Here is a 21,103-nt window from a genome sequence, read left to right on the forward strand (position 1 = left end):
GGGTTGTTGAACTAACTATAAACCAATATTGGAGTGGTATACAAGATGCAGAATGCATTGAGAATCGGGACACTGGTGGGAGGCGGAGATGCGCTAAGAGTGATTCCGCAGATTATCGGACACGGGTTTGAATCCTTCAGCCTGACCTTCTGGCAGACTACAGGAAATACGGATCTGGCAGAAACTGCTGCACGGGTGCGTGAGCTGGCAGCGGAGCATGATTTCGTGATCTCTTCTGTAGGGATATTCGGGAATCCGCTTACAGGCACAGGTGACAATTCGGATGCGCTGGCCAGCTGGGAACGGCTGATCGACCATGCCCATCTGTTCGGAACCGATATGGTCTCCGGCTTCACCGGACGTCTGCCCGGGGTTTCAATTGACGAGTCCATCCCGAAATTTGCAGAGGTGTTTGGTGAGCTGTCCAGAAGAGCAGCGGAGCGCGGCGTCAGAATCGCTTTTGAGAATTGTTCCATGGATGGCAGCTGGCAATCCGGGGACTGGAATATTGCCCATAACCCTACAGCATGGGAGAAGATGTTCAATGCGGTAAATGCCGATAACCTGGGGCTGGAATGGGAGCCCTGCCATCAGATGGTGCAGCTGATCGATCCGATTCCGCAGCTGCGGAAATGGACGGACAAAATTTTCCACGTTCACGGCAAGGACGCTACGATAGCCTGGGATATTATCAAGGAATACGGAATTCACGGACCTCAACCGTATGTATGGCACCGGACACCGGGCTTCGGGGATACGAACTGGACCGATGTTATCTCGATACTGCGGCAGGCCGGGTACACAGGAACTATTGATATCGAAGGCTGGCATGATCCCGTTTACCGTGACGAGCTGGAAATGACCGGCCAGGTTCATGCACTTCATTATTTGAAAAAATGCCGGGGCGGCAGCTTCGTGCCGAATCCTGCCTAAATCAGAAAGCGGGGAACAACCTATGACAGCAGATTATCGTGTAGTTGTTGCGGGCTGCGGAGCCATGGCTAATGAATGGATCAGCTATGCGCTGAAGCATGCTGAAATTGTAATCGTGGGACTCGCAGATATCCGGGTGGAATCCGCGCAGGCCATGGCAGAGAAACACGGACTCACCTGCCCGGTATTTACAGATGTATCACAGGCGATTGAAGATACAGGGGCCAATCTGGTGTTCGATATTACCGTGCCGTCCAGCCATTTCAGTATTGCCAGTAAGGCACTGGAAGCCGGATGTCATGTCTTCACCGAGAAGCCGCTGGCGGAAACGATGGAGCAATGTAATGAAATCGTTAACATTGCCGGACGCACAGGGCTGAGCCATGCCGTCATGCAGAACCGCAGGTATGATCCGCGCATCCGTTCTTTACGCGGATTAATCACCTCGGGAGCGATAGGCCGGACCGGTTCCATAAGCGCGGGCTTCTATCTGGCCCCGCATTTCGGCGGATTCCGGGAAGCGATGGACAGCCCGCTGCTGCTGGACATGGCGATCCATACCTTCGATCAGGCCCGCTTTATCAGCGGTGCTGACCCTGTAAGTGTGTACTGTCAGGAATTCAATCCTCCCGGATCGTGGTATGAAGGGAATGCGGCGGCCATCTGTATTTTTGAAATGTCAGACGGCTCCGTATTCTGTTATCAGGGCTCATGGTGTGCGGAAGGCGCGCCTACATCCTGGGAAGCCTCTTGGCGGGTTCAGGGGGAACGGGGTGCAGCGGTCTGGGATGGCCGGGACATGCCGTATGCCGAAATTGTTAGCGGGATCGAGTCTTCAGGCCAATTCCTGAATGATTATGAGCGGGTGGATGGACCGGTTGTACAGATGGAGGAGACCTTCCATCAGGGCTGTCTCGAAGAGATGTTCCGCTCGCTTGCGGAGCAGCGTCCCGCCGAGACCGACTGCCGCGACAACCGCTACAGTATGGCGATGGTGCTTGGCGCACTTGAGAGTGCGCGGACAGGCAGCAAGCTGAACATTGCGGAATTTATACAGAGTGCTGAGCTGAATGTGAAGAACAGATAGAATAGATGGGGGCGGCCAATGAGCTGCTCTTTCTTTTTGTGTAAAAGTCATATAAATCCATATTCATCTGACAAAGCTGTATTCCTGATCTTCCGAAATGAGATTACAATGAATACCAGATAGTAGATGCTTAACCATGGGGGGATCCGGTTGAATGAACCGTTAAGAGTAGTAATTGGGAGCGGGGGAAGCCCCCATAACAAGGGGTGGCTGCATACGGAAGAGGCGGAGCTGAATCTGCTGCGGGAAGAGGATTGGTCGCGCAAATTCAGCGCTGATTCCCTGGAGGCCATTCTTGCCGAACATGTCTGGGAGCATCTGACGTATGAGGAAGGGATACAGGCAGCCAAAACCTGTTATCCGTATCTGGCTGCTGGCGGGTATATCCGCTGCGCCGTACCGGACGGTTTTTTCCCGGATGAAGCGTATCAGAACATTGTGCAGATCGGCGGGCCGGGACCGCTGGACCATCCTGCTGCCTCTCACCGGATCGTACATACTTATATTACTCTGCAGAAGATGTTCACTGCCGCAGGGTATCAGGTTAAACTGCTGGAGTACTGTGATGAATCCGGGCGGTTCCATGATGTTCCCTGGGATGAGTGCGGCGGTTTCATCTACCGTTCGAAGCGCTTTGATCACCGAAATGCAGATGGGAAGTTAGGTTTTGTTTCATTGATAGCAGATGCTGTTAAACTATGAGGCTGGTATTCAAAAGTAACAAATAGACTGATCCGGTAGCAGAGTACTCTGCATATGGATCAGCCTGTTTGCCGTTCTTAAATAACGGTCAGAATCCTTTGTATTGCGGCTCTTCCTTCTCAATTTCGGTTACGCGGCCTTCCACCTGCTGGACAATCTGCTGCGTCTGCTCTGCAGCATTTGTGAACAGTGTCTTGGCTTCCTCGTTCTGGGTTTCCATAGCGAACTGCTCAAGACTGGCTTGGGCGCTCTTCAACGAAGCTACGCAGGTTTTGACTTGTGATGCAACAGTCATTGGATCATTACCTCCTCAGGTCTAGGTTGGAGCAGAATCTCACAGAGTAGTATCCGCAACCGGTAGCATGACATACAGGTAAAAAATTCCGTTTTGGCAGAATGTCCATCCGTCTGTTTGGAAACAGGAATTTATTCTCTTGGTTATTTACCGCCTGTTTTGACAAATAATGAAGCTACAATGCGGATAATGAATAACTTTACAGGAGGTTTTACGAATGCCTGAAGCACTGGAGGTCATTCTTCGGACGGTTTTTGCTGTAGTTGTGCTTTTCTTCCTTACCAAAGTACTGGGGAAGCGTCAGGTCTCACAGCTGTCTTTTTTCGAATACATCACGGGAATTACAGTAGGCAGCTTAGCGGCGTACATTTCGCTCGATACAGATAAGACTTGGCATCTCGGCCTGATCGCTCTTATCGTTTGGGTAGCCTTTTCACTCGGAATTGAATATCTGCAGATCAAGAGCAAGAAAGCCCGGGATTTCATTGATTTCAAGTCCACCGTGCTGATCAAAGACGGCAAGATTCTGGAGAACAATATGAAGAAGGAGAAGCTGACTACAGATGAATTACTGGAGGAGCTGCGGAAGAAGGATGTCTTCAAAGTAGCCGACGTTGAATTTGCCATTATGGAGTCAGACGGCGCGATCAATGTGCTGCTCACCCGGGAGAACCAGCCGCTTACACCTAAACACCTTGGGATTAAGGTTGCTCCCGAGAGTGAGACGCAGGCGGTGATTATGGACGGCAAAATTATGGATGAACCGCTCGATACCCTGAATCTGTCACGCGGCTGGCTGGAAGGGGAGTTGGAGAAGCTCAACCTGAACGTGGAGAATGTATTCCTGGGCCAGGTTGACTCTTATGGTGAACTTACCGTAGATCTGTACACGGATAATGTGGAGGTACAGCAGCCGCAGGATAAGCCACAGCTGTATGCGCTGCTGAAGAAATGTGAAGCCGATCTAGAGCTGTTTAGCTTGTCAACGAAGAATAAAGAAGCCAAGCAGATGTACGAAAATACCTCAGAACAGTTGCAGACATTGCTGAAGAGACTTAAGCCTTTTATTCAAAATTGACTGGTTTGCTTGGAACCTTGCAGCCCCACTTTGTGGGGTTATTTTGTATGCTCTATTTGGCTAAGCCAGAAGAGTTTAGCAGAAAATTCATAGAAAATTCTATAATTCAAATAAATACAATAAAATAGTTCCGAAATCCCTGTACAATTACAAATATTTACTTATAGTGGAGATTAGATTGACTGCTGTGAAAATTAACGTTTAGCAGTGATCTGCATAGTCGGGCAAAAGGAGGAGCGCCATGGCGTTAAGATGCTGCACTTAGTCAGACAAGGTTTCGATGGAAATGCAACCGTAATGCAAACGCTGCAAATGGTTATTAAATAATCCAACACTTTGGAGGTTAATGTTAACGTGAAACTAAAAAAGCGATTTTCGTATGCTTTAATGATTGCGCTTTCTTCGGCGCTCGTCTTTGGCGGGCTCCAATTGGGAATACCTTCAGCTGCTGCGGCAAGTCTGTTCAATGATGATTTCGAATCCGGCAGTGCAGGCAGCTGGACCAGTACCACAGGTACATGGTCTGTGGTTCAGGATGGCAGCTCCAAAGTATATTATCAGTCTGCTAGTACAGAAGGGCGCACCTCCGCAGGCAGCAGCACATGGAGTGATTACAGTGTTCAAGCGGATGTGAAAGTGGATAACTTCAACGGAAGCAACCGGACTTATGTGTGCGGGCGGTATACGGACGGCAATAACTACTACGCAGCTTCCTTGTCGAACAGCAATGGCGGCACACTCGAAATCCGCAAGAAAGTCTCGGGTTCGAGCACTACGCTGGCCTCCAAAGACTTCGCAGTTTCTACAGGCACAGTGTACACAGTAAAGCTTGAACTAAGTGGAGATTCAATCAATATGTATGTAAACAATGTGCTGCAACTAAATGCACACGATAACAATTTGACTGCCGGAGGCATCGGCCTGGTAGCCTACAAGACTTCAGTGAAATTTGACAATATTGTAGTCAACGGATCAGAGTCCACTGTACCGACAGCCGCACCATCCTCTACACCAGCAGCTACAGCAACTGCAAGTCCAACTACCGCCCCTACAGCTACTGCGACTTCAGCACCCACGGCAACCCCTGTAAGTACACCAACGGCAACAGTAACACCGAGCACAGCTCCAACTCCAGTTCCTACTGTTGCTCCGACGCCAACGGCAACACCAGTATCCGGAAGCCTGTATGTTGCACCAAACGGGGCAGCAGGTAATCCGGGTACAATCGGCAGCCCGACGACCCTGTCTTCGGCGCTTACCCGGGTGGCTGCTGGAGGAACAATTTACATGCGCGGTGGTACCTACTCCTTCTCCGCTCCGGTAACGGTTGAGCGGGAGAACAGCGGTACTTCAGCGGCGCGCAAGAACCTTATTGCTTACGGAAGTGAGAAGCCGGTACTTGATTTCTCCGCAGAGACCTTCGCTTCCACAGAACGCGGCCTGCAGATCTTCGGACACTACTGGAATGTAAAAGGTCTGGAGGTTAAAGGGGCAGGAGATAACGGCATCTTCATCGGCGGCAACTACAACATTATTCAGAATGTTGAGGTTCATCATAACCGGGATTCCGGGCTGCAGATCAGCCGCTATTCCTCTACCTTGTCTAACATGGCCGATTGGCCCAGCTATAACCAGATTATCGGCGTTTACTCCCATGACAACTACGATCCGGATAATGGCGAGGATGCCGACGGTTTTGCCGCCAAGCTGACCATTGGACCCGGTAATGTATTTGACTATTGCATCTCTGCCTGGAACACAGATGACGGCTGGGACCTCTATACCAAGTCAGATACCGGCCCTATTGGAGTGGTCACGATCAAGAACAGCATTGCTTATAAGAACGGGCAGACCTCAGACGGAAACAGCACAGCGAACAGTGACGGCAACGGCTTCAAGCTCGGCGGTGAAAAGATAGCTGTCAATCACATTGTGCAGAACAGCATCGCTTTTCAGAATAAAAAACACGGGTTTACCTATAACAGCAACCCGGGTTCGATCCAAATGACCAATAATACATCCTGGAGCAATGGACAGAGCAATTATGCTTTTGATACAGGGACTCATCAGTTTACGAATAATCTGAGTTTTGCCGGCAGCTCCAGCGACAAGACCAGCGGGACAGACATCCTCAGCACCAATGTATGGTGGAAAAGCAACGCCAGCACCAATGCCAAAGGCCTAAGCGCAAGCAGTAGTGACTTTGTCAGCCTCACACCTTCGGTCGTGAGAAATGCGGACGGTTCCTTCAGCCTCGGCAGCTTTCTGAAGCTGGCCGCCGGAAGTGATCTGATCGGATCAGGCACCCCAAGCGGCACGAACATCGGCGCTACATTTCAATAAGCCGGATAACAGGACTGATTTCCATTTCCGGCCAGCAGCGGTATACTATAATCGGTTTCATAGGATCTAATTTGCTATAGGGAGGATGCTGCCGAATATGGAATATGTGAAGCTGGGAACAACGGGACTGGATGTATCACGGATTTGTCTGGGGTGTATGAGCTACGGGGTGCCGGAGCGCGGAACTCATCCCTGGTCACTGAATGAGCAGGAGAGCCGGCCGTTTATCCGCAAAGCGCTGGAGTTGGGCATCAACTTCTTCGATACGGCCAACATCTATTCCGACGGTACCAGCGAAGAGATTGTCGGACGTGCGCTCAAGGATTTCACCTCGCGCGATGAGGTAGTCATTGCGACGAAGGTACATGGTAAAATGCGTCCGGGCCCCAATGGCGGAGGCTTGTCACGCAAAGCTATCATGAGTGAAATCGATCATAGCCTTAAGCGGCTGGGGACAGATTACGTGGACCTGTATCAGATTCACCGCTGGGACCCGTCGACACCGGTTGAAGAAACAATGGAAGCCCTGCATGATGTGGTGAAGGCGGGCAAAGCACGTTACATCGGTGCATCCTCGATGTCTGCCTGGCAATTTCTGAAGGCGCTTCATGTGGCAGAACGGCATGGCTGGACCCGGTTTGTATCCATGCAGAATTATGTGAATCTGCTGTATCGTGAGGAAGAACGGGAAATGCTGCCGCTGTGCGAAGCGGAAGGGATCGGAGTGATTCCCTGGAGTCCGCTGGCCCGCGGGCGGCTGACCCGGGACTGGCAGGAGACGAGTACCCGTTCGGAAAGTGACCAATTTGCTAAGCTGCTGTACTCCCGGACGGAGGAAGCCGACCGTCTGGTGGCGCTGAGAGTGAAGGAGATTGCTGAAGAACGTGGTCTTCCGCGGGCCCAGGTGGCACTTGCCTGGGTCCTGCAGAAGAAGCCGGTCACTGCGCCGATTGTCGGAGCGACCAGAATGAGCCATCTGGAGGATGCCGCCGCAGCGGTGTCGGTCACGCTCAGTCCGGAAGATGTACACCGATTGGAGGAGCCTTATATTCCTCATCCGGTGATGGGCTTCTAAGGACAGCAACAGCAGCGTTAATACCGTTTAATGAAGGAGCCGGGATGATCCGGCTCCTTTTTTAATAGAATTTATAGGTTTCTGGGCCCCGCATAGTGGGGGTATTTGTGCTTAGGGGCATAAATTCAGGGTGATCTGGCACACTAAGGAAGATTCTCTAAAGCCGGAAGGAGGCAGGCAGGATGCCGGACAAGAATATACTTGAGCTCATCAAAGAACAGCTCACGGATTGCAGCGATGCTGTATACCAGTCGATACATGTGTACGGACACGCCTGCATGCTGATCTATATTCCTGCCATTGTGGACATGCTCAGCCTGCAGGAATTTGTTTCCAGCCCGCTGAAATCAGAGGCTAACAGTGAACCGGCTTGGCCGCAATTCATGGAGCGTCTGGACCGCGGCTCAGCCTTTGCGATTCCTTATATGAAGGCTTTTCATCCGGACAGGGCCGTGGAGCTGATTGTCAGCGGGAATCTGGTGCTCTGTATTGAAGGACTGCCGTATGTCTATTATTTCGAAATTACCCAGTATCAGAAGAGAGCAGTGTCCGAATCGCAGAACGAGCTGGTGGTCATTGGACCCCAGGAGGCTTTTATCGAGGATGTTCAGACGAATTTGTCCTTGCTGCGCCACAAGATCAAACATGCCGATCTGAAGACCAAACATTTCTCGATCGGCAGATACACCAAAACCGATGTATATCTGGTTTATATCGAAGGGCTATGTAAGCCGGAAATCCTGGCTGAAATGGAAGAGAAACTAAATAGTCTCTCAGTCGATGGAATTCTGGGCATCAGCTATTTGGCTGAGCATATGCGCCAGGGGCATTTTTCACCTTTTCCGATCTATCAATATACAGAACGTCCCGACTCTGTAGCCGCATCATTGATGGAGGGCAGAATCAGCATATTGCAGGACGGTACCCCGTCGGCATTACTGGCACCTGTAACTTTCTTTGCGCTTCTGCAATCCTCTGAGGATTATTACCAGAACTTCTACGCCGGCAGCTGGATCCGGCTGGTCCGCTTCTTTTTCTCGTTGATATCGATGATTCTGCCTTCTTTATATGTGGCGATCACAACCTTCCACGCACAGATCATTCCGTCCAACCTGCTGATCACCATTGCTGCCGCCCGTGAGAATATCCCTTTCTCTGCACTGACGGAAGCTTTGATCATGGAACTTACTTTCGAAGCACTGAGAGAAGCAGGGACCCGCATTCCGAAGCCGGTTGGCCAGACTGTCTCTATTATCGGCGGTATTGTCATAGGGCAGGCTGCGGTACAGGCGGGAATTGTCTCAGCACCCATGGTTATTGTAGTTTCCATTACGGGTATCGCCTCCTACATCATCCCCCATCTTGAGCTTGGATTGACCTTTAGACTGCTGCGTTTCGTGCTTCTGATTCTGGGGGGGACGATGGGACTGTTCGGTGTCTTCATCGCCGTTTTTATCATATATGGCCATCTTGCTAATCTAAAATCGTTTGGCACTCCCTATCTACAGCCGGTAGCTCCGCTGGTTCTGGAAGACTGGAAGGATACCGTGGTCCGTGTTCCGTCCCAGTATATGACGGAGCGCAGCTCTTCTTATACCGACAGGAAGAATAAAAGGAGACAGAAGCAATGAAGCCTCTCAAGCTGATCCTTGTGTTAGTGCTGCTTCTGAATCTGACCGGTTGCTGGTCCAAGCTGGAACTCGACGAATTGACCTTTGTATATGGCTTGTTTATTGATGTTGGTGAGGAACCCGGAACGGTTGAGGTGACTATCAGTTCACCGCTCCCGAACCGTCTGGATTCAGGCGCACAAGGGGGTGGGGCTGGAGACGGAAAGAGCTACTCTATGGTATCCAAGACTGCACCGACCATTCCGGAAGCTATCCTGCTGATTCAGAAGGATTTGTCACGCAAAATGGAGGCTTCACATCTCAAGATTATTGTACTGGGCAAACAATATGCCAAGCAGGGGATAGGAGATATGCTGGAATGGTTCCAGCGGCAGCCTGAGAATTCTCTCGGAACCTATATTATGGCTGCTCCAGGCAAGGCTAAGGAGATCCCGATGCTGACACCGGTCTTTGAGCAATTGCCCGATCAGGTGCTCAATAATATGGCCAGGCAAAAGATTCTGTTAAGTACTACAATCAGAGACTGCATCCTGTCGGAGTCTTACCATATGGGCTATGCCATGAATTATTTATCTTTCGGCAAAAAAAGTGAAACTTCTGAGCAGGGAAAAACGGAATATTGGTGCGGGGTAGACGGTGTGATGCTGTTTCAGGATAAGAAGATGAAGGCCATACTGAAGGTGAAAGAGGGTAGAGCCTTGGCTTGGGCAGCAAATCAATACGTTCAATCTGTAAATTCGTTTTCATGGGATGATGACGGCAAGGGGACTGCCACTGCGTATTTTCTGAATGACAAAGCCTCCTCCTCTGTCAAGATGACTCCTGAAGGGCCAGTCTTTCATATTAAGCTAAAAGGCCGGGCGAGTATAACCTCCTTCAAGGACTCTAAACAACGTAAAGCGGACCAGCTCAGCCATCTGCTTAAGACCAAACTTCAGGAGAAAGCGGTAAAGGAAGTTTCGGAGACGCTGGAAAATGTGCAGAAGGCGGGAGTAGATGTACTTCAGCTCGGTATGCTGCTGGAATGGAATTATCCGAAAGAATGGAAACGTCTGCGTGATCACTGGGAGGATTATTACAGCAGGGAGGCCCGGATCAAGGTGACAGCTGATTTTAAAATTGCAGATTTTGGTTCGGAGAAATAAGGGGGCGAAGGAGGAAATATGCGGACATCTAAATGGCAAATGACTCGGTTCTCGATTGTATACCTTGGCTCTCAAAGTACGATGTTTCTGATTCCCGGTCTCATTGAAACCTCATCCTATCAAGGATGGATAAGCCTGATTCTTGGCGGTTTCCTTGGGCTGATTCTGTTATATTTCACGATCATGGTGGGAAAGCTCAAGCCGGGAATAGGCTGGGTTGAGTTCGGGGCAGAGATTATGGGGAAGTGGCTGCATGGAATCATAGTGATTCTGCTCTTGTGCTGGTGTATTTATTACGTATCATATGATATACACAATTTCGCACTGTTCTTCGGAGGCAATTATTTGCGCGGAACTCCCCCGCTTTTTATTATACTTGTTGTGGGTCTGGTCATTATGTACACCGCTCATCTGGGTTTTGCCTCTATAGTGTATATGTCGGAAGGCATTGCTCTGATCTGCATTGTCTTCGCCATTCTAAGTACGTATTTATTCATCCAGCATGCAGAATATTCTATGCTTCCGGCATTTCTCCATTATCATGACCCGCACATCGTCATTAAGGATTCGATTACAGTGATGTCCTGGTTTGGCGAATGGTTTGTGTTTCTTTTTGTTGCCCCGGAGCTTAAGATCAGCAATAAGATCATGAAGCCACTGAGTTTGGGTGGGATCACTGTGATACTGATTGTTCTGATAGTATGGCTTATGACCATGCTGAATTTCGGCCCGTATCTCGGGAAGGAACTGCAGTTTCCCTTCCTGCAGATGATCCGCAGTTCCTCGAATGATGATCTCCTGGGAAACTCTGATCCGATTCTGATTGGCATATGGTCGTCCTCAATGTTCATTCACAGCTCTTTTATGATCTATGTTGCTTATAAATGTGCCTTGTATCTTACCAGACAAAAAGCAAAAAAAGTTATGATTCCGCTCCTGACGGTCTGTTCCATTACAATTGCATTTGTATACTCGATGAATGTGGCCGTATATTACCATAATTATTATTCTTTCAATACGACTATTTTTTGGCTGATTGTGGAGTTTATACCGGTGTACTATTTTATCGTGGCATGGGTACGCTCGAAGTCTGGCAAGCAGCTGAAATGACTGTTGATTCTCCCAATTATATAATGTAGACGCTTTCTGGTATGATTAAGCTATAGTACATACCTTTTTTTGGAATGGGATGGTGTAATTATACATGAATCTTCAAGAAGCATCTGCTTTGATTGAATCGATCCGGGGAAATTTGGCTAAGGTTATTGTCGGCAAAGAGAATGGTGTGAATCTGCTGCTGACAGCTTTGCTCGCAAATGGTCATGTGCTGCTGGAGGATGTACCCGGAACCGGCAAAACACTGCTCGCCAAAACACTGGCCCGCTCGCTGGACTGCGCCTTCAAGCGGATTCAATTCACGCCCGACCTGCTGCCTTCTGATTTAAGCGGCATCAACTACTACAACCAGAAGAGCGGAGAGTTTCAATTCCGCCCGGGCCCGGTATTCGCCAGTATCCTGCTCGCTGATGAGATTAACCGGGCCACTCCGCGTACCCAGTCAAGTCTGCTGGAATGTATGGAGGAGCGGCAGATTACCATCGACGGTGTGACTCATGAGCTGCAGCGGCCGTTTCTGGTCATCGCCACGCAGAATCCGGTTGACAGCCAGGGAACCTTCCCGCTGCCGGAGGCGCAGCTCGACCGGTTCTTAATGCGGATTACAACAGGCTACCCCACATTTGATGAAGGGGTGCATATTCTGCAGCGCTTCCGCCAGAACAACCCCCTGGAGGATACCGCTGCGGTTGCCAGTGCACAGGAAATTCAAGAGATGCAGCGGCTAGCCGCTGGTATTAATGTAAGTGATGAACTGCTGGCCTATATGATCAGCGTGGTCGAAGCTACCCGTAAATCTCCAGCCGTCCGGCTGGGCGCCAGCCCCCGGGCGGGCTTCGCTCTCCTGCGTGCTTCGCAGGGATATGCACTGATTCAAGGCCGGAGTTATGTTATACCGGATGATATTAAGGCAGTAGCCGTTCCTGTGCTTGCACACCGGCTAATCCTGCAGCGCGGGCCCGGAGTCCGTGAAGGGCAATCGGCTGAGGTCGTGCTTCAGGTGCTGCGCGAGGTGGAGGTTCCGGCAGAGGCAACTGTCCTGTCCAGAGGCGGAAGGGTGGAATGAGCCATGTCGCTGCCGTGGTTCATTGCAAGCACGCTGTTCCTGCTGCTGTTCATTTCTGCGATCTACGACCGGAATGCGCTTAAGAAGGTCAGTTATACCCGCTATTTCTCTGCCAAAGCCGTGTATGCAGGTGAGCAGGTGGAGATGGTCGAGGAGATCATGAATAAGAAGCTGCTTCCGCTGCCTTGGCTGCGTCTGGAATCCAGCATCGCCCGGGGGCTTGAATTCGGCTCCCAGGAGAATCTCGGCATCAGCAGCGGGGAGATCTCACAGAATCATGTCAGCCTGTTCTTTCTGAGGTCCTACCGCCATATCAAACGCCGGCATAACGTGATCTGCCGGGAGCGCGGATTGTTCCTTCTGGAGACAGCGACCATGACTACGGGTGATCTCTTCGGAATGAGCCGCAAATCGAAGACCTTCCCGCTGCAGCTGGAGCTGCTTGTCTACCCGGGGCTGCTTCAATTTCATGAGCTTCCGCTGCCGGTTCACAGCTGGCTTGGCGAGCTGCCCGTCAAGCGCTGGATTGTAGAAGATCCGTTCCTGACCGCAGGTACCCGCGAGTACAGTGCAGGGGATTCCCTGGCTTCGATTAACTGGAAAGCGACAGCCCGGACAGGAAGCATGCAGGTGCATCAGAAGGATTACACGGCCGATTCAAGGCTTGTCATCTGCCTGAACGTGGAGATCAGCGATTCCATGTGGCGGACCGTAACCGATGTGGAGCGGATTGAGCTAGGCATCCGGTACGCGGCGACCGTGGCTGAATATGCCATCAGTCATGGTATTGAGACCCGGCTGCTCAGCAATGGAAGGCTGGACGGCGGCGGGGCAAGAGATCCGGTGGACACGTGGCCTATATCACATGCGGAAGAATTCCTGGGCATGCTGGCCAGACTGAACCTGGATAGAACACTGCCGATGAGCAGGCTGATGGAGATTGAAGCGGAGAAAGCTGAAGGGGATACGGATTATCTGATTATTACCTGTCACCGGGGGGCGGAACTGCAGTATGCGGCTGCAGCATTAAGCTTTATGGGCAATGGCGTTGAATGGCTGGATATTCCTGAAGAAGGCGGTGTAGCGCTATGAAACTCCGCTTCCCGTCTTCATTCCAGGCAAACCTTGCGCTATGGATATCCGCTTTCATAGATTGGCTGCTGCTCCTGCCTGTATGGCTGGTGCTGCAAACCTATCTGCAGTCTGATGAAGCAGCAGTAAGGTGGATATACATATTACCGCTGATCGCCGCAGCAGGTGTGCTGCTGCGGTATAAGTGCAGCCGTTTATGGCAGCAGCTGCTGGCAGCGCTGCTGCTGGGTGTCCTGGCCGGACTGTTAAGCAGCACGCTGACACTGACGGGCATTCCGCTGGCGGCGGGTGCCGCAGTCAGTGCTTTTCTTGGCATGACTGCAGCATCCCGGGTGAACCGGTTCAGAATCTATCTGGCCGGAATCACGCTGTATTTCATCGCTTCCATAGCTTTCTCCCAAATCCCGGAGCTACAGGCTAATGTGACTATTCTAACTTGGAGCGGAAGCTTATGTCTGGTGCTGGCACTGATTGATTCCAACAACAGCCATCTGCGCTACAGCTCCTTAGACAGTGATTCAGCACGTCTGCCCGAAGGTCTGCGGCGGCATAACCGCCTGTACCTGGCCGGTTTCGTTATCCTCGCAGCAGTACTGGCAGCAGGCGGCGGTAAAGCGGTCGGGATGCTGCTGTGGAATGCTGTGCGGATATTCTTCACATGGCTGAGCCGGTTATCCTCCGGAGCAGATGAAGCTCCACTGGAGGAGGCTCCTCCGCAAGCCATCCAGGAATTCCCGGCAGCAGAAGCTGGTGAGCCAGGCATTCTTGCCGCTATTCTTAACATTGGCTTCTATATTATAGGGGCGGCTGCATTAGTTGTGGTGCTGTATTACGGTGTACGCTGGCTGTACAGAAATACCGGAGGAGTCCTGCGCAGAGCAATGGACTGGCTGCTGACACTGCTGCGCAGAGAAACGCAGGCAGCACCGGCCGGTTATCAGGATGAAGAGACCAGCCTGTTCACCTGGGAGCAGACCGTTCAGGGCGTCAGGGATTACTTGCGTTCCAAGCTTACACCTGCCAGCCGCCGGGACCGCTGGGAGGCAATGGACGGAAGCCGTGCGCGTATCCGCTGGCTATACCGTCATTGGCTCCGCGCTAAGCATACCGAGGGCTATGAGGTGAAAGCCTATCTGACCCCGCAGGAGACTGCGGCTGATGTGGCGGCATGGTCGGAAGGCGAGAAACGGCAACGCAAAAGCCTTGGAAGCCAAGGGCAAGCCTATGAACAGCTGCTCGGATTATATCATAAAGCCAGATATGCAGATGAGGAACAGTCAGAACTCCCTGAGCTCTCTGCTGAAGAGATTGCAGCTCTTAAAGAACAGTTGAAGCTATAGCTAATCCTGTGGGAAGGTGAAATAGGGATGACCCCATATTTACGAGGCGAACTGGCCAAAGAGGCCGGATTAAACATAGAAACACTCAGATATTATGAGAAATACGGGCTGATTCAGCAGCCGCAGCGCTCATCCAGCGGATACCGGATGTATCCGGAGGAGGCACTGGAACGGATCGCATTCATCCAGAATGCGAAATCTTGCGGATTTACTCTGCGTGAGATTAAGAAAGCCCTGGTCAAATCTTCAGACGGCAGCATCGGAATACCGGACTTTATTACAGTCATTGAGAGTAAAATGGCCGCTGTAGATCAGGAGATCGCCAAACGGCACACGACCCGCCGGAAGCTGGAAGAGCTAAAAGGCAGCCTCCTTACACAGGACAGACATCCAGGTGTTCAGGAGACCCTTGATATCCTGAACATGAAGGGCTGAATCGGCGGGAATTTAATCCGGGATGGACACTTGACCCTGTACTCTGGTACAGGGTTTATATTGTGTTTATGAACGATTAAGAGGAGGAATGAACTGTGATGATATGCCCTAGTGTGACGCCGGTTGAACAGCTGCAGGCCATTTCCAGCCAGCTGAAGCACAATAATCCGTATCCGGGGCAAACGGCGTATGAAATCCGTGCCGCCCTTGAGGAATCTGCCGGACAACTGCCAGCGCTGAACGGTGTGCAGGTTGAGCAGGTTCAGACCGGGCGGTTCAGCGGTGAGTGGGTCAGGGCTGTTGATCCCGGGGAAGCAGGTAAATGTGGTGGTCCCCTAAGAAATGATAGACATGGGGAAACCAAAGTTATTCTGTATATTCACGGCGGAGGGTTTGTTGCGGGCAGCTGTGCAGTCTACCGGGATCTGGCGGCAAGGCTCTCGGTCGCCAGCAGACTTGTTGTGCTTACTGTGGAATACCGGCTGGCTCCGGAATTCCATTATCCGGCTGCAGGTGAAGATTGCCTGTCTGCTTACGAGTGGCTGCTGGATCAGGGCTTCAAGTCCGGGCACATCATATTTGGCGGAGATTCTGTGGGTGCAACACTTGCTCTTATGACGCTCATCTCTTTGCGGGATGGAGGGAAGCCGCTTCCGGGCGGAGCATTCCTGCTCTCGCCACATGGTGATCTTGTTCATTTGGACGGAGAGTCGTATACCAGCCGGGCGCATAGAGATCCGACAGGAAGCCGGGAGACGAATCAGCGTATTCTGGAGGATTATCTCGGAGAGTATGCCGGTGAAGCCCCTGCGCAATTATCCCCGCTCAGACAAGACCTCTCAGGGTTACCGCCTCTATTCATCCAGGCGGGCGATCAGGAGGTGCTGCTGAGTGATGCCGAGCGGCTGGCCGCTAAGGCAGCCGAGGCCGGAACAGCAGCGCAGCTGGAGGTGTGGGAGAACATGTGGAGTGTGTTTCAGCTGATGGCTGCATTTCTGCCTGAAGCACAGCAGGCGATTTATCATATTGGCGAATACGTAAAAGAGAGGTTGAAGCTGGAAGCTGAACTCTAAAAAATTCAGAACAGCAGACGCAGCAGCATCAGCGCCAGGATGCCGGTAACTACGGTTCCCAGCAGGCTGCGGGTTTTGACGGCCACCCAGAAGGAGGGCAATGCCGCGATCAGCTCCACATTCGTGGAAAGCGCGGCGAACTTGCCGTCTGTTACGAATAGTTCCTGGGCGACCAATGCAGCCATAACCGCAATCGGTACATAACTGAGCCAGCGCATTCCCCAGTCCGGAATTGAAATCCGGCTAAGCAGCATAAGCGGAAGAACCCGCGGGATGAAGGTAACGAGTGCGGCTCCCAGGATAATGAAGAAGATGTCCAGTCTTATTTCCATTGTTCAATCACCATCCCAATTGTAGAGGCTATAAGGGCTGCCGCAATCACACCCATGCTGGGTGACCACAGAATGGAGACCAGCACGGCGACAATGACAGCAATGACTCCGACAGTGATATCCAGCAGATATTTGCGCCGGCCCATGATCGTCAGCACCAGCAATCCAATGAACATGGCAGGCAGGGCGAAATCCAGTCCCCACTTCTCCGGACTGGATATCCACTGACCGAGGAAGGCACCGGCGATATTGGCCAGGAACCAGTTCAGGTAGGCTGTAATGTTGAGCCCATGCATCCATTTCTCACTGATCTGCTTCCTGGAGGCACTCTTCTGAATGGCTACCCCGAAGGTCTCATCGGTAAGCAGGGATCCAATCAGCAGATTGCGCAGCGGGCTCAAATGGCGGAAGTAGGGCGATATTGCCGCGCTCAGCAGCAGATGACGCAGATTAACCAGCAGAATCGTGATGATGATGCTGGAGGCGCTGCTTCCGGCCGCAATCATTCCTGCGGCGATAAACTGGGCAGAGCCGGCATATAGAATAATGGAGATCATGGCAATTTCGGCAATGGATAGGCCAGCGGTTTTCTCCACAACGCCCGCCGCGAAGCCAATACTCAGATATCCAAGCAGAGTGGGGAGGCAGTCCTTGACCCCTTGCAGGAAGGTGTCATTTCCCTCCGGTACCTCTAGGGCATCCCGCTGCAGGCGGCCATTCGCCGGAGACTCCTGTTGTATGAATTCTGGCTTCACGGATTCACTCGCTCCTCTATATTTCAAACTATTCATTTCCAAGCTAAGTATAGCATCACATATAAACTTGTAATAACCACTTTGGTAAACCGCTTGCTGAAGGTTTGACAGTGACTGGTTACGATATATCAGGTATGCTTAATTGTACTTTGTACAACTAAATCACCTGATTTACTAGTGTTTAAGCGTTTAGTTGTATTTCGTGCAATTAAACTGCCCTATGTAGAGGGGTGCTCGCCCATTCGGGCAAATTTAGTTGTACAGACTACAGTTATAAGAGGCAAACATGCTTTTTCTCAGTTTTTAATTGCACATAATACAACTATCACTAACTTCCACGTTGAAACTGAATATGAATTTCAGTTTTTAATATCTAATAATTCACAGCGAATTGCAAGGAGATTCTATATTTTATATGCTGCAATACCTTCGCCAGTTTAGTTGCCGGGCAGATTGCAACAACAAAAGGGTTCCGCGATCCGCAGGGCAATCTGCGGCGGCGGAACCCTTTTATATTGATTTAGTCATGCCTTAGCTTAACAGGAATGGTTATTCCAGTACCAGAACGCCATATCCATCCATCGTATAGCTTCCAGAGAGGGTTTGTCCGCTTAGCAGGTCTGTTCTGGATTCCTTAAGCACAATCTCTGCCGGTTCTTCGCTATAGTTAAGCAGGAAGGTAAGTCCTGCAGAGGTACCTTCCCCAGCGGCGCGGATCTGCAGCTCGACCTCCGAAGGCAATTCCAGCCATTCGGCAGCTGGTGAATTCAGACCCAGACTCCCGATCATTTGCAGCACAGCCTGCTCATTGAATACAGCCCCGTAATACCATACTTCCCCCTTGCCGCGCTTGTTGCGGGTTACCGCCGGTTTGCCGGCATAATAATCGTTGGCATAGGTTCCCATAACCTCGACACTGTCTTCTTCCACATGAAGAATATCATTGAAAGCATCGGCACCGGTGAGCGTCTCAGGAGCGTTGGTCCAACTGATCGAGGTAGGCTGACGTGTTCCTTTGACCATAGTGAACTCTTCAACGGTTACACCGCACATCTCCTGAGCCGCTCCGGGAAAAGGCCGCATATAACATTGTCCGGTGGTATCCTTGTATCCGGTGCGGCAGCCGAAGATCAGCTTCCCGCCTTGCTGTACATATTGATCAAGCAGGGCCGCTGTGTCGTCGCTCATAATGGCCGGATGCGGGTAGACCAGCACCTCGTAACGCACAAGCTCCGCAAGCGTAGTATTGCTGCGCATATACAGAACATCATTGGGGATGTGCTTCCGCTGCAGTGTCTTGAACCACTCCTTGTTGCTCTGCCACATGAATGGCCCGTGCCAGACGTCATATTCCCCGTCCCACTCATTATCATAATCCCGCACGATGGCGATATTAGCCTGAGTTCGGCTGCCGATGAAGGCTTTGCCGATCTTTGCCAGTTCCTTGCCGATCTGCTCAGCTTCCTTCACGCGCCGGTTCGGCTGGTTATGATAGTCATTCAAGCCGTGCCAATAGATTTCGTTACCCATAGTAGCTGTCCGCCACCGGAAGTAGAGCAGCATATCCGCACCATGGGCGATAGACTGGTAAGTCCACAGCCGCATCTGCCCGGGCTTCGGAGATGGCATATCCATCCTGTTGACCCAACCGCCGGGTCCCGACTGCTGTTCCATCACACAGAAGTTGCTGCTGACCGAGCGGACCGCAGAGAGTGACAGTCCCCAGCCGCGGTCACGCAGCGGGTTCACCTCTGCCGGATCAAAGTAAATGGTCGAGAATTGCGGATATGAATCATAGCTGAAGAAGTCCAGCAGCTCGTCATTCAGCTCATGGCTGTCCAGATGTCCGAATAAGCCGTTGGTAGTAACCCACTGGTTAGGAGCCAGTTCACGAAGAATATCCGCCTGGATCTTGGCAAAATAGATTGTGTTATAAGAGATGAAACGCTTCTCATCCAGCGCCTGATGCGGGTTAGGCTGATTAGGCGATGGTGTAGGCCGGGTCAGATAGACCTGTGACCAGCGCGTATAAGTCTGATTCCAGAACACGGTGCCCCAGGCTTCATTCAGCTTATCCAGTGTCACATATTTGTCCTGAAGCCACGTCCGGAAGGCAAGGTGGTCACTCTCCGAGTAGAACACATTGACCTCACAGTTCAATTCATTATCGATCTGCCAGCCTGTTACACCGGGATGACTGCCGTAATGCTCAGCAAGCTTAGTTACAATTCTGGCGCAGAGCTCACGGTATTTGGGACTGCTGTAATTATAATGACGGCGCATGCCATGCTGCATCGTCACACCTTCATAAGTCACATTCAATACCTCAGGATATTGTTCGGTAAGCCAGGCGGGCGGAGTGGCAGTAGGTGTTCCCATAATTACCTTCAGCCTGTAGCTGTGCGCCAAATCTATAGCACGGTCAAACAGTCCGAATTGAAATTGGCCTTCTTCCGGCTCAAAGAGTGACCAGGCAAATTCGCCCATACGTACAACAGTGAATCCGGTTTCAACCATACGGCGGTAATCATCCGCCCACATGGATTCAGGCCAGTGCTCGGGATAATAACAGACACCAAGCTCGAATCGTTCTGCGGCAACAGGTTTCTTCATAGTAACCTCCAAGTGTAAATATATGCTTTATAGTTGGTACCAATCTATTGTATTATCAGCAGTGTATACACTTATATAACATAATATTGCTATTATATTACTATATTGCGTGCTTGATTCAAGACGGAGAGAAGAGAGGGATCGTATGAAAAAGCATTATGTTCTGCCGCAGCCTGCGTATGCTCATTATGTCTGCTATCCGGAGATGCTGGGGCACTATACCGACTTCCCGCAGCATGCGGAGCGCAGAAGCGAAGGTTTCCTGAACAGCTATAACCTCCATATGGTTTTTGGCGGAGAGGGCTATGTCTTTCAGGAAGGGGAGCGGATATCCATGAAGAGAGGCAGCGGGTTTCTGTTCCCGCGGGGGGCTTACCAGCAATATGGCTCTGACCCGGTCCAGGCCTGGGATGTACGCTGGGTCCATTTCGCCACAGCCTTATCTCTGCCGATGCTGGAGGAAGCGGATCATTCCCGCGGTTATTTCTTCACCTTCGATCCGGGGACTGGCTATGAACCAGTCTTCGAGGAGATGTACAAGCTAAGCGCGACTTATGAGACCCGCAGTGAACCGCGTCTGTCTACACTGCTCTATGAGATACTCGTGACGCTGATGCAGAATTCTGAGCCGCTGCACGGATCGGTGCCGCTGGAGATCAGACATTCCATCCGGCTCACGGCCGACAGGATACACAGTGAATGCGAGCGGCCCTGGACGCTGGAGGCGATGGCCAGACTTGCCGGTTACAGCAGCTATCATTTTCTGCGCCTGTTCCGCAGCATTATGGGAAAGACACCGAACCGGTACTTAAGTGACTGCCGGATGGCCCGCGCCAAACTGCTGCTGGTCTCGACAGAGCTGTCAGTGGCGCAAATTGCGCTGCAGAGCGGTTTTCACCAGTCCAGTTACTTCATTAAGGTCTTCAGACAGCTGGAAGGTATGCCGCCAAACCAATACAGACGGCTGTTCAGCTCATAGAATCATAGTTTAT

The 21,103-nt window shown here is 51.3% G+C and carries 18 protein-coding genes and 1 pseudogene; 15 read left to right on the forward strand and 4 right to left on the reverse strand.

The features are described from left to right. Positions 1-45: 45 nt before the first annotated feature. The 3 genes from PBOR_RS16500 (at position 46) to PBOR_RS16510 (ending at position 2,722) form a co-directional block, all read left to right on the forward strand. Complete coding sequence (locus PBOR_RS16500) at positions 46-933, forward strand: sugar phosphate isomerase/epimerase family protein (RefSeq protein WP_042213440.1); 888 nt, start codon at positions 46-48, stop codon at positions 931-933. A gap of 22 nt (positions 934-955) precedes the next feature. Then, positions 956-2,020 carry a Gfo/Idh/MocA family protein gene (locus tag PBOR_RS16505; RefSeq protein WP_042213442.1) on the forward strand — a complete coding sequence of 355 codons (1,065 nt, stop codon included), beginning with the start codon at positions 956-958 and terminating at the stop codon, positions 2,018-2,020. Positions 2,021-2,146: 126 nt separating this feature from the next. Continuing rightward, positions 2,147-2,722, forward strand: coding sequence for a class I SAM-dependent methyltransferase (locus PBOR_RS16510; protein WP_042213444.1), 576 nt, complete (start codon positions 2,147-2,149; stop codon positions 2,720-2,722). Between the two features lie 88 nt (positions 2,723-2,810). Here the strand turns inward: PBOR_RS16510 and PBOR_RS16515 are convergent, their stop codons facing one another. Next, the gene (locus PBOR_RS16515) at positions 2,811-3,017 is read right to left on the reverse strand and encodes a DUF1657 domain-containing protein (protein ID WP_042213447.1); all 207 of its coding nucleotides are present in this window, start codon (positions 3,015-3,017) and stop codon (positions 2,811-2,813) included. Between the two features lie 217 nt (positions 3,018-3,234). On the opposite strand from PBOR_RS16515, the gene PBOR_RS16520 reads away from it, so the two are divergent. From PBOR_RS16520 to PBOR_RS16570, 11 genes and pseudogenes are all read left to right on the forward strand, one after another. Then, positions 3,235-4,095, forward strand: a complete 861-nt coding sequence (locus tag PBOR_RS16520) for a DUF421 domain-containing protein (protein WP_042213450.1) — start codon at positions 3,235-3,237, stop codon at positions 4,093-4,095. A gap of 1,029 nt (positions 4,096-5,124) precedes the next feature. Beyond that, positions 5,125-6,438: pseudogene (locus PBOR_RS36650) on the forward strand (right-handed parallel beta-helix repeat-containing protein); the annotation flags it as partial. A gap of 97 nt (positions 6,439-6,535) precedes the next feature. Beyond that, positions 6,536-7,513 carry an aldo/keto reductase gene (locus tag PBOR_RS16530; RefSeq protein ID WP_042219486.1) on the forward strand — a complete coding sequence of 326 codons (978 nt, stop codon included), beginning with the start codon at positions 6,536-6,538 and terminating at the stop codon, positions 7,511-7,513. A 182-nt stretch (positions 7,514-7,695) separates the two neighbouring features. Further along, positions 7,696-9,144 carry a spore germination protein gene (locus PBOR_RS16535; RefSeq protein ID WP_042213454.1) on the forward strand — a complete coding sequence of 483 codons (1,449 nt, stop codon included), beginning with the start codon at positions 7,696-7,698 and terminating at the stop codon, positions 9,142-9,144. Next, positions 9,141-10,289, forward strand: coding sequence for a Ger(x)C family spore germination protein (locus PBOR_RS16540; protein ID WP_042213456.1), 1,149 nt, complete (start codon positions 9,141-9,143; stop codon positions 10,287-10,289). Before PBOR_RS16535 ends, PBOR_RS16540 begins: the two co-directional genes overlap by 4 nt. A gap of 18 nt (positions 10,290-10,307) precedes the next feature. Continuing rightward, positions 10,308-11,399, forward strand: a complete 1,092-nt coding sequence (locus PBOR_RS16545) for a GerAB/ArcD/ProY family transporter (RefSeq protein ID WP_042213458.1) — start codon at positions 10,308-10,310, stop codon at positions 11,397-11,399. Positions 11,400-11,493: 94 nt separating this feature from the next. Next, on the forward strand, positions 11,494-12,471 hold the full coding sequence (locus tag PBOR_RS16550) for an AAA family ATPase (RefSeq protein ID WP_042213460.1): 978 nt from the start codon (positions 11,494-11,496) through the stop codon (positions 12,469-12,471). A gap of 3 nt (positions 12,472-12,474) precedes the next feature. Next, entirely contained in the window at positions 12,475-13,563 is a 1,089-nt protein-coding gene (locus PBOR_RS16555; protein WP_042213463.1) for a DUF58 domain-containing protein, read from the forward strand. After that, the gene (locus PBOR_RS16560) at positions 13,560-14,903 is read left to right on the forward strand and encodes a hypothetical protein (protein ID WP_042213465.1); all 1,344 of its coding nucleotides are present in this window, start codon (positions 13,560-13,562) and stop codon (positions 14,901-14,903) included. The genes PBOR_RS16555 and PBOR_RS16560 overlap by 4 nt, the downstream gene beginning before the upstream one ends. Positions 14,904-14,930: 27 nt before the next feature. After that, positions 14,931-15,338, forward strand: coding sequence for a MerR family transcriptional regulator (locus PBOR_RS16565; protein WP_042213467.1), 408 nt, complete (start codon positions 14,931-14,933; stop codon positions 15,336-15,338). A gap of 98 nt (positions 15,339-15,436) precedes the next feature. Beyond that, a complete protein-coding gene (locus PBOR_RS16570; RefSeq protein WP_081972075.1) occupies positions 15,437-16,411 on the forward strand; it encodes an alpha/beta hydrolase in 975 nt (324 codons plus the stop codon). Between the two features lie 5 nt (positions 16,412-16,416). Here PBOR_RS16570 and PBOR_RS16575 read toward each other — a convergent pair whose 3' ends face one another. The 3 genes from PBOR_RS16575 to PBOR_RS16585 form a co-directional block, all read right to left on the reverse strand. Further along, positions 16,417-16,743: an AzlD domain-containing protein gene (locus PBOR_RS16575; RefSeq protein ID WP_042213469.1), complete on the reverse strand. Its 327-nt coding sequence runs from the start codon at positions 16,741-16,743 to the stop codon at positions 16,417-16,419. Beyond that, complete coding sequence (locus tag PBOR_RS16580) at positions 16,734-17,453, reverse strand: AzlC family ABC transporter permease (protein ID WP_042219489.1); 720 nt, start codon at positions 17,451-17,453, stop codon at positions 16,734-16,736. The genes PBOR_RS16575 and PBOR_RS16580 overlap by 10 nt, the downstream gene beginning before the upstream one ends. 594 nt (positions 17,454-18,047) lie before the next feature. Next, positions 18,048-20,111 carry a beta-galactosidase gene (locus tag PBOR_RS16585; protein WP_042213471.1) on the reverse strand — a complete coding sequence of 688 codons (2,064 nt, stop codon included), beginning with the start codon at positions 20,109-20,111 and terminating at the stop codon, positions 18,048-18,050. A gap of 145 nt (positions 20,112-20,256) precedes the next feature. Here PBOR_RS16585 and PBOR_RS35495 point away from each other — a divergent pair, with 145 nt between their 5' ends. Further along, on the forward strand, positions 20,257-21,090 hold the full coding sequence (locus PBOR_RS35495; protein WP_052429506.1) for a helix-turn-helix transcriptional regulator: 834 nt from the start codon (positions 20,257-20,259) through the stop codon (positions 21,088-21,090). Positions 21,091-21,103: the final 13 nt, after the last annotated feature.

The organism is Paenibacillus borealis, assembly GCF_000758665.1.
Taxonomy (GTDB): Bacteria; Bacillota; Bacilli; order Paenibacillales; family Paenibacillaceae; genus Paenibacillus_AQ; species Paenibacillus_AQ borealis.

Coding starts and splice junctions, on each gene's coding strand:
- PBOR_RS16500 (WP_042213440.1), top strand. CDS start 46: ATGCAGAATGCATTGAGAATCGGGACACTGGTGGGAGGCGGAGATGCG.
- PBOR_RS16505 (WP_042213442.1), top strand. CDS start 956: ATGACAGCAGATTATCGTGTAGTTGTTGCGGGCTGCGGAGCCATGGCT.
- PBOR_RS16510 (WP_042213444.1), top strand. CDS start 2,147: ATGCTTAACCATGGGGGGATCCGGTTGAATGAACCGTTAAGAGTAGTA.
- PBOR_RS16515 (WP_042213447.1), bottom strand. CDS start 3,017: ATGACTGTTGCATCACAAGTCAAAACCTGCGTAGCTTCGTTGAAGAGC.
- PBOR_RS16520 (WP_042213450.1), top strand. CDS start 3,235: ATGCCTGAAGCACTGGAGGTCATTCTTCGGACGGTTTTTGCTGTAGTT.
- PBOR_RS16530 (WP_042219486.1), top strand. CDS start 6,536: ATGGAATATGTGAAGCTGGGAACAACGGGACTGGATGTATCACGGATT.
- PBOR_RS16535 (WP_042213454.1), top strand. CDS start 7,696: ATGCCGGACAAGAATATACTTGAGCTCATCAAAGAACAGCTCACGGAT.
- PBOR_RS16540 (WP_042213456.1), top strand. CDS start 9,141: ATGAAGCCTCTCAAGCTGATCCTTGTGTTAGTGCTGCTTCTGAATCTG.
- PBOR_RS16545 (WP_042213458.1), top strand. CDS start 10,308: ATGCGGACATCTAAATGGCAAATGACTCGGTTCTCGATTGTATACCTT.
- PBOR_RS16550 (WP_042213460.1), top strand. CDS start 11,494: ATGAATCTTCAAGAAGCATCTGCTTTGATTGAATCGATCCGGGGAAAT.
- PBOR_RS16555 (WP_042213463.1), top strand. CDS start 12,475: ATGTCGCTGCCGTGGTTCATTGCAAGCACGCTGTTCCTGCTGCTGTTC.
- PBOR_RS16560 (WP_042213465.1), top strand. CDS start 13,560: ATGAAACTCCGCTTCCCGTCTTCATTCCAGGCAAACCTTGCGCTATGG.
- PBOR_RS16565 (WP_042213467.1), top strand. CDS start 14,931: ATGACCCCATATTTACGAGGCGAACTGGCCAAAGAGGCCGGATTAAAC.
- PBOR_RS16570 (WP_081972075.1), top strand. CDS start 15,437: ATGATATGCCCTAGTGTGACGCCGGTTGAACAGCTGCAGGCCATTTCC.
- PBOR_RS16575 (WP_042213469.1), bottom strand. CDS start 16,743: ATGGAAATAAGACTGGACATCTTCTTCATTATCCTGGGAGCCGCACTC.
- PBOR_RS16585 (WP_042213471.1), bottom strand. CDS start 20,111: ATGAAGAAACCTGTTGCCGCAGAACGATTCGAGCTTGGTGTCTGTTAT.
- PBOR_RS35495 (WP_052429506.1), top strand. CDS start 20,257: ATGAAAAAGCATTATGTTCTGCCGCAGCCTGCGTATGCTCATTATGTC.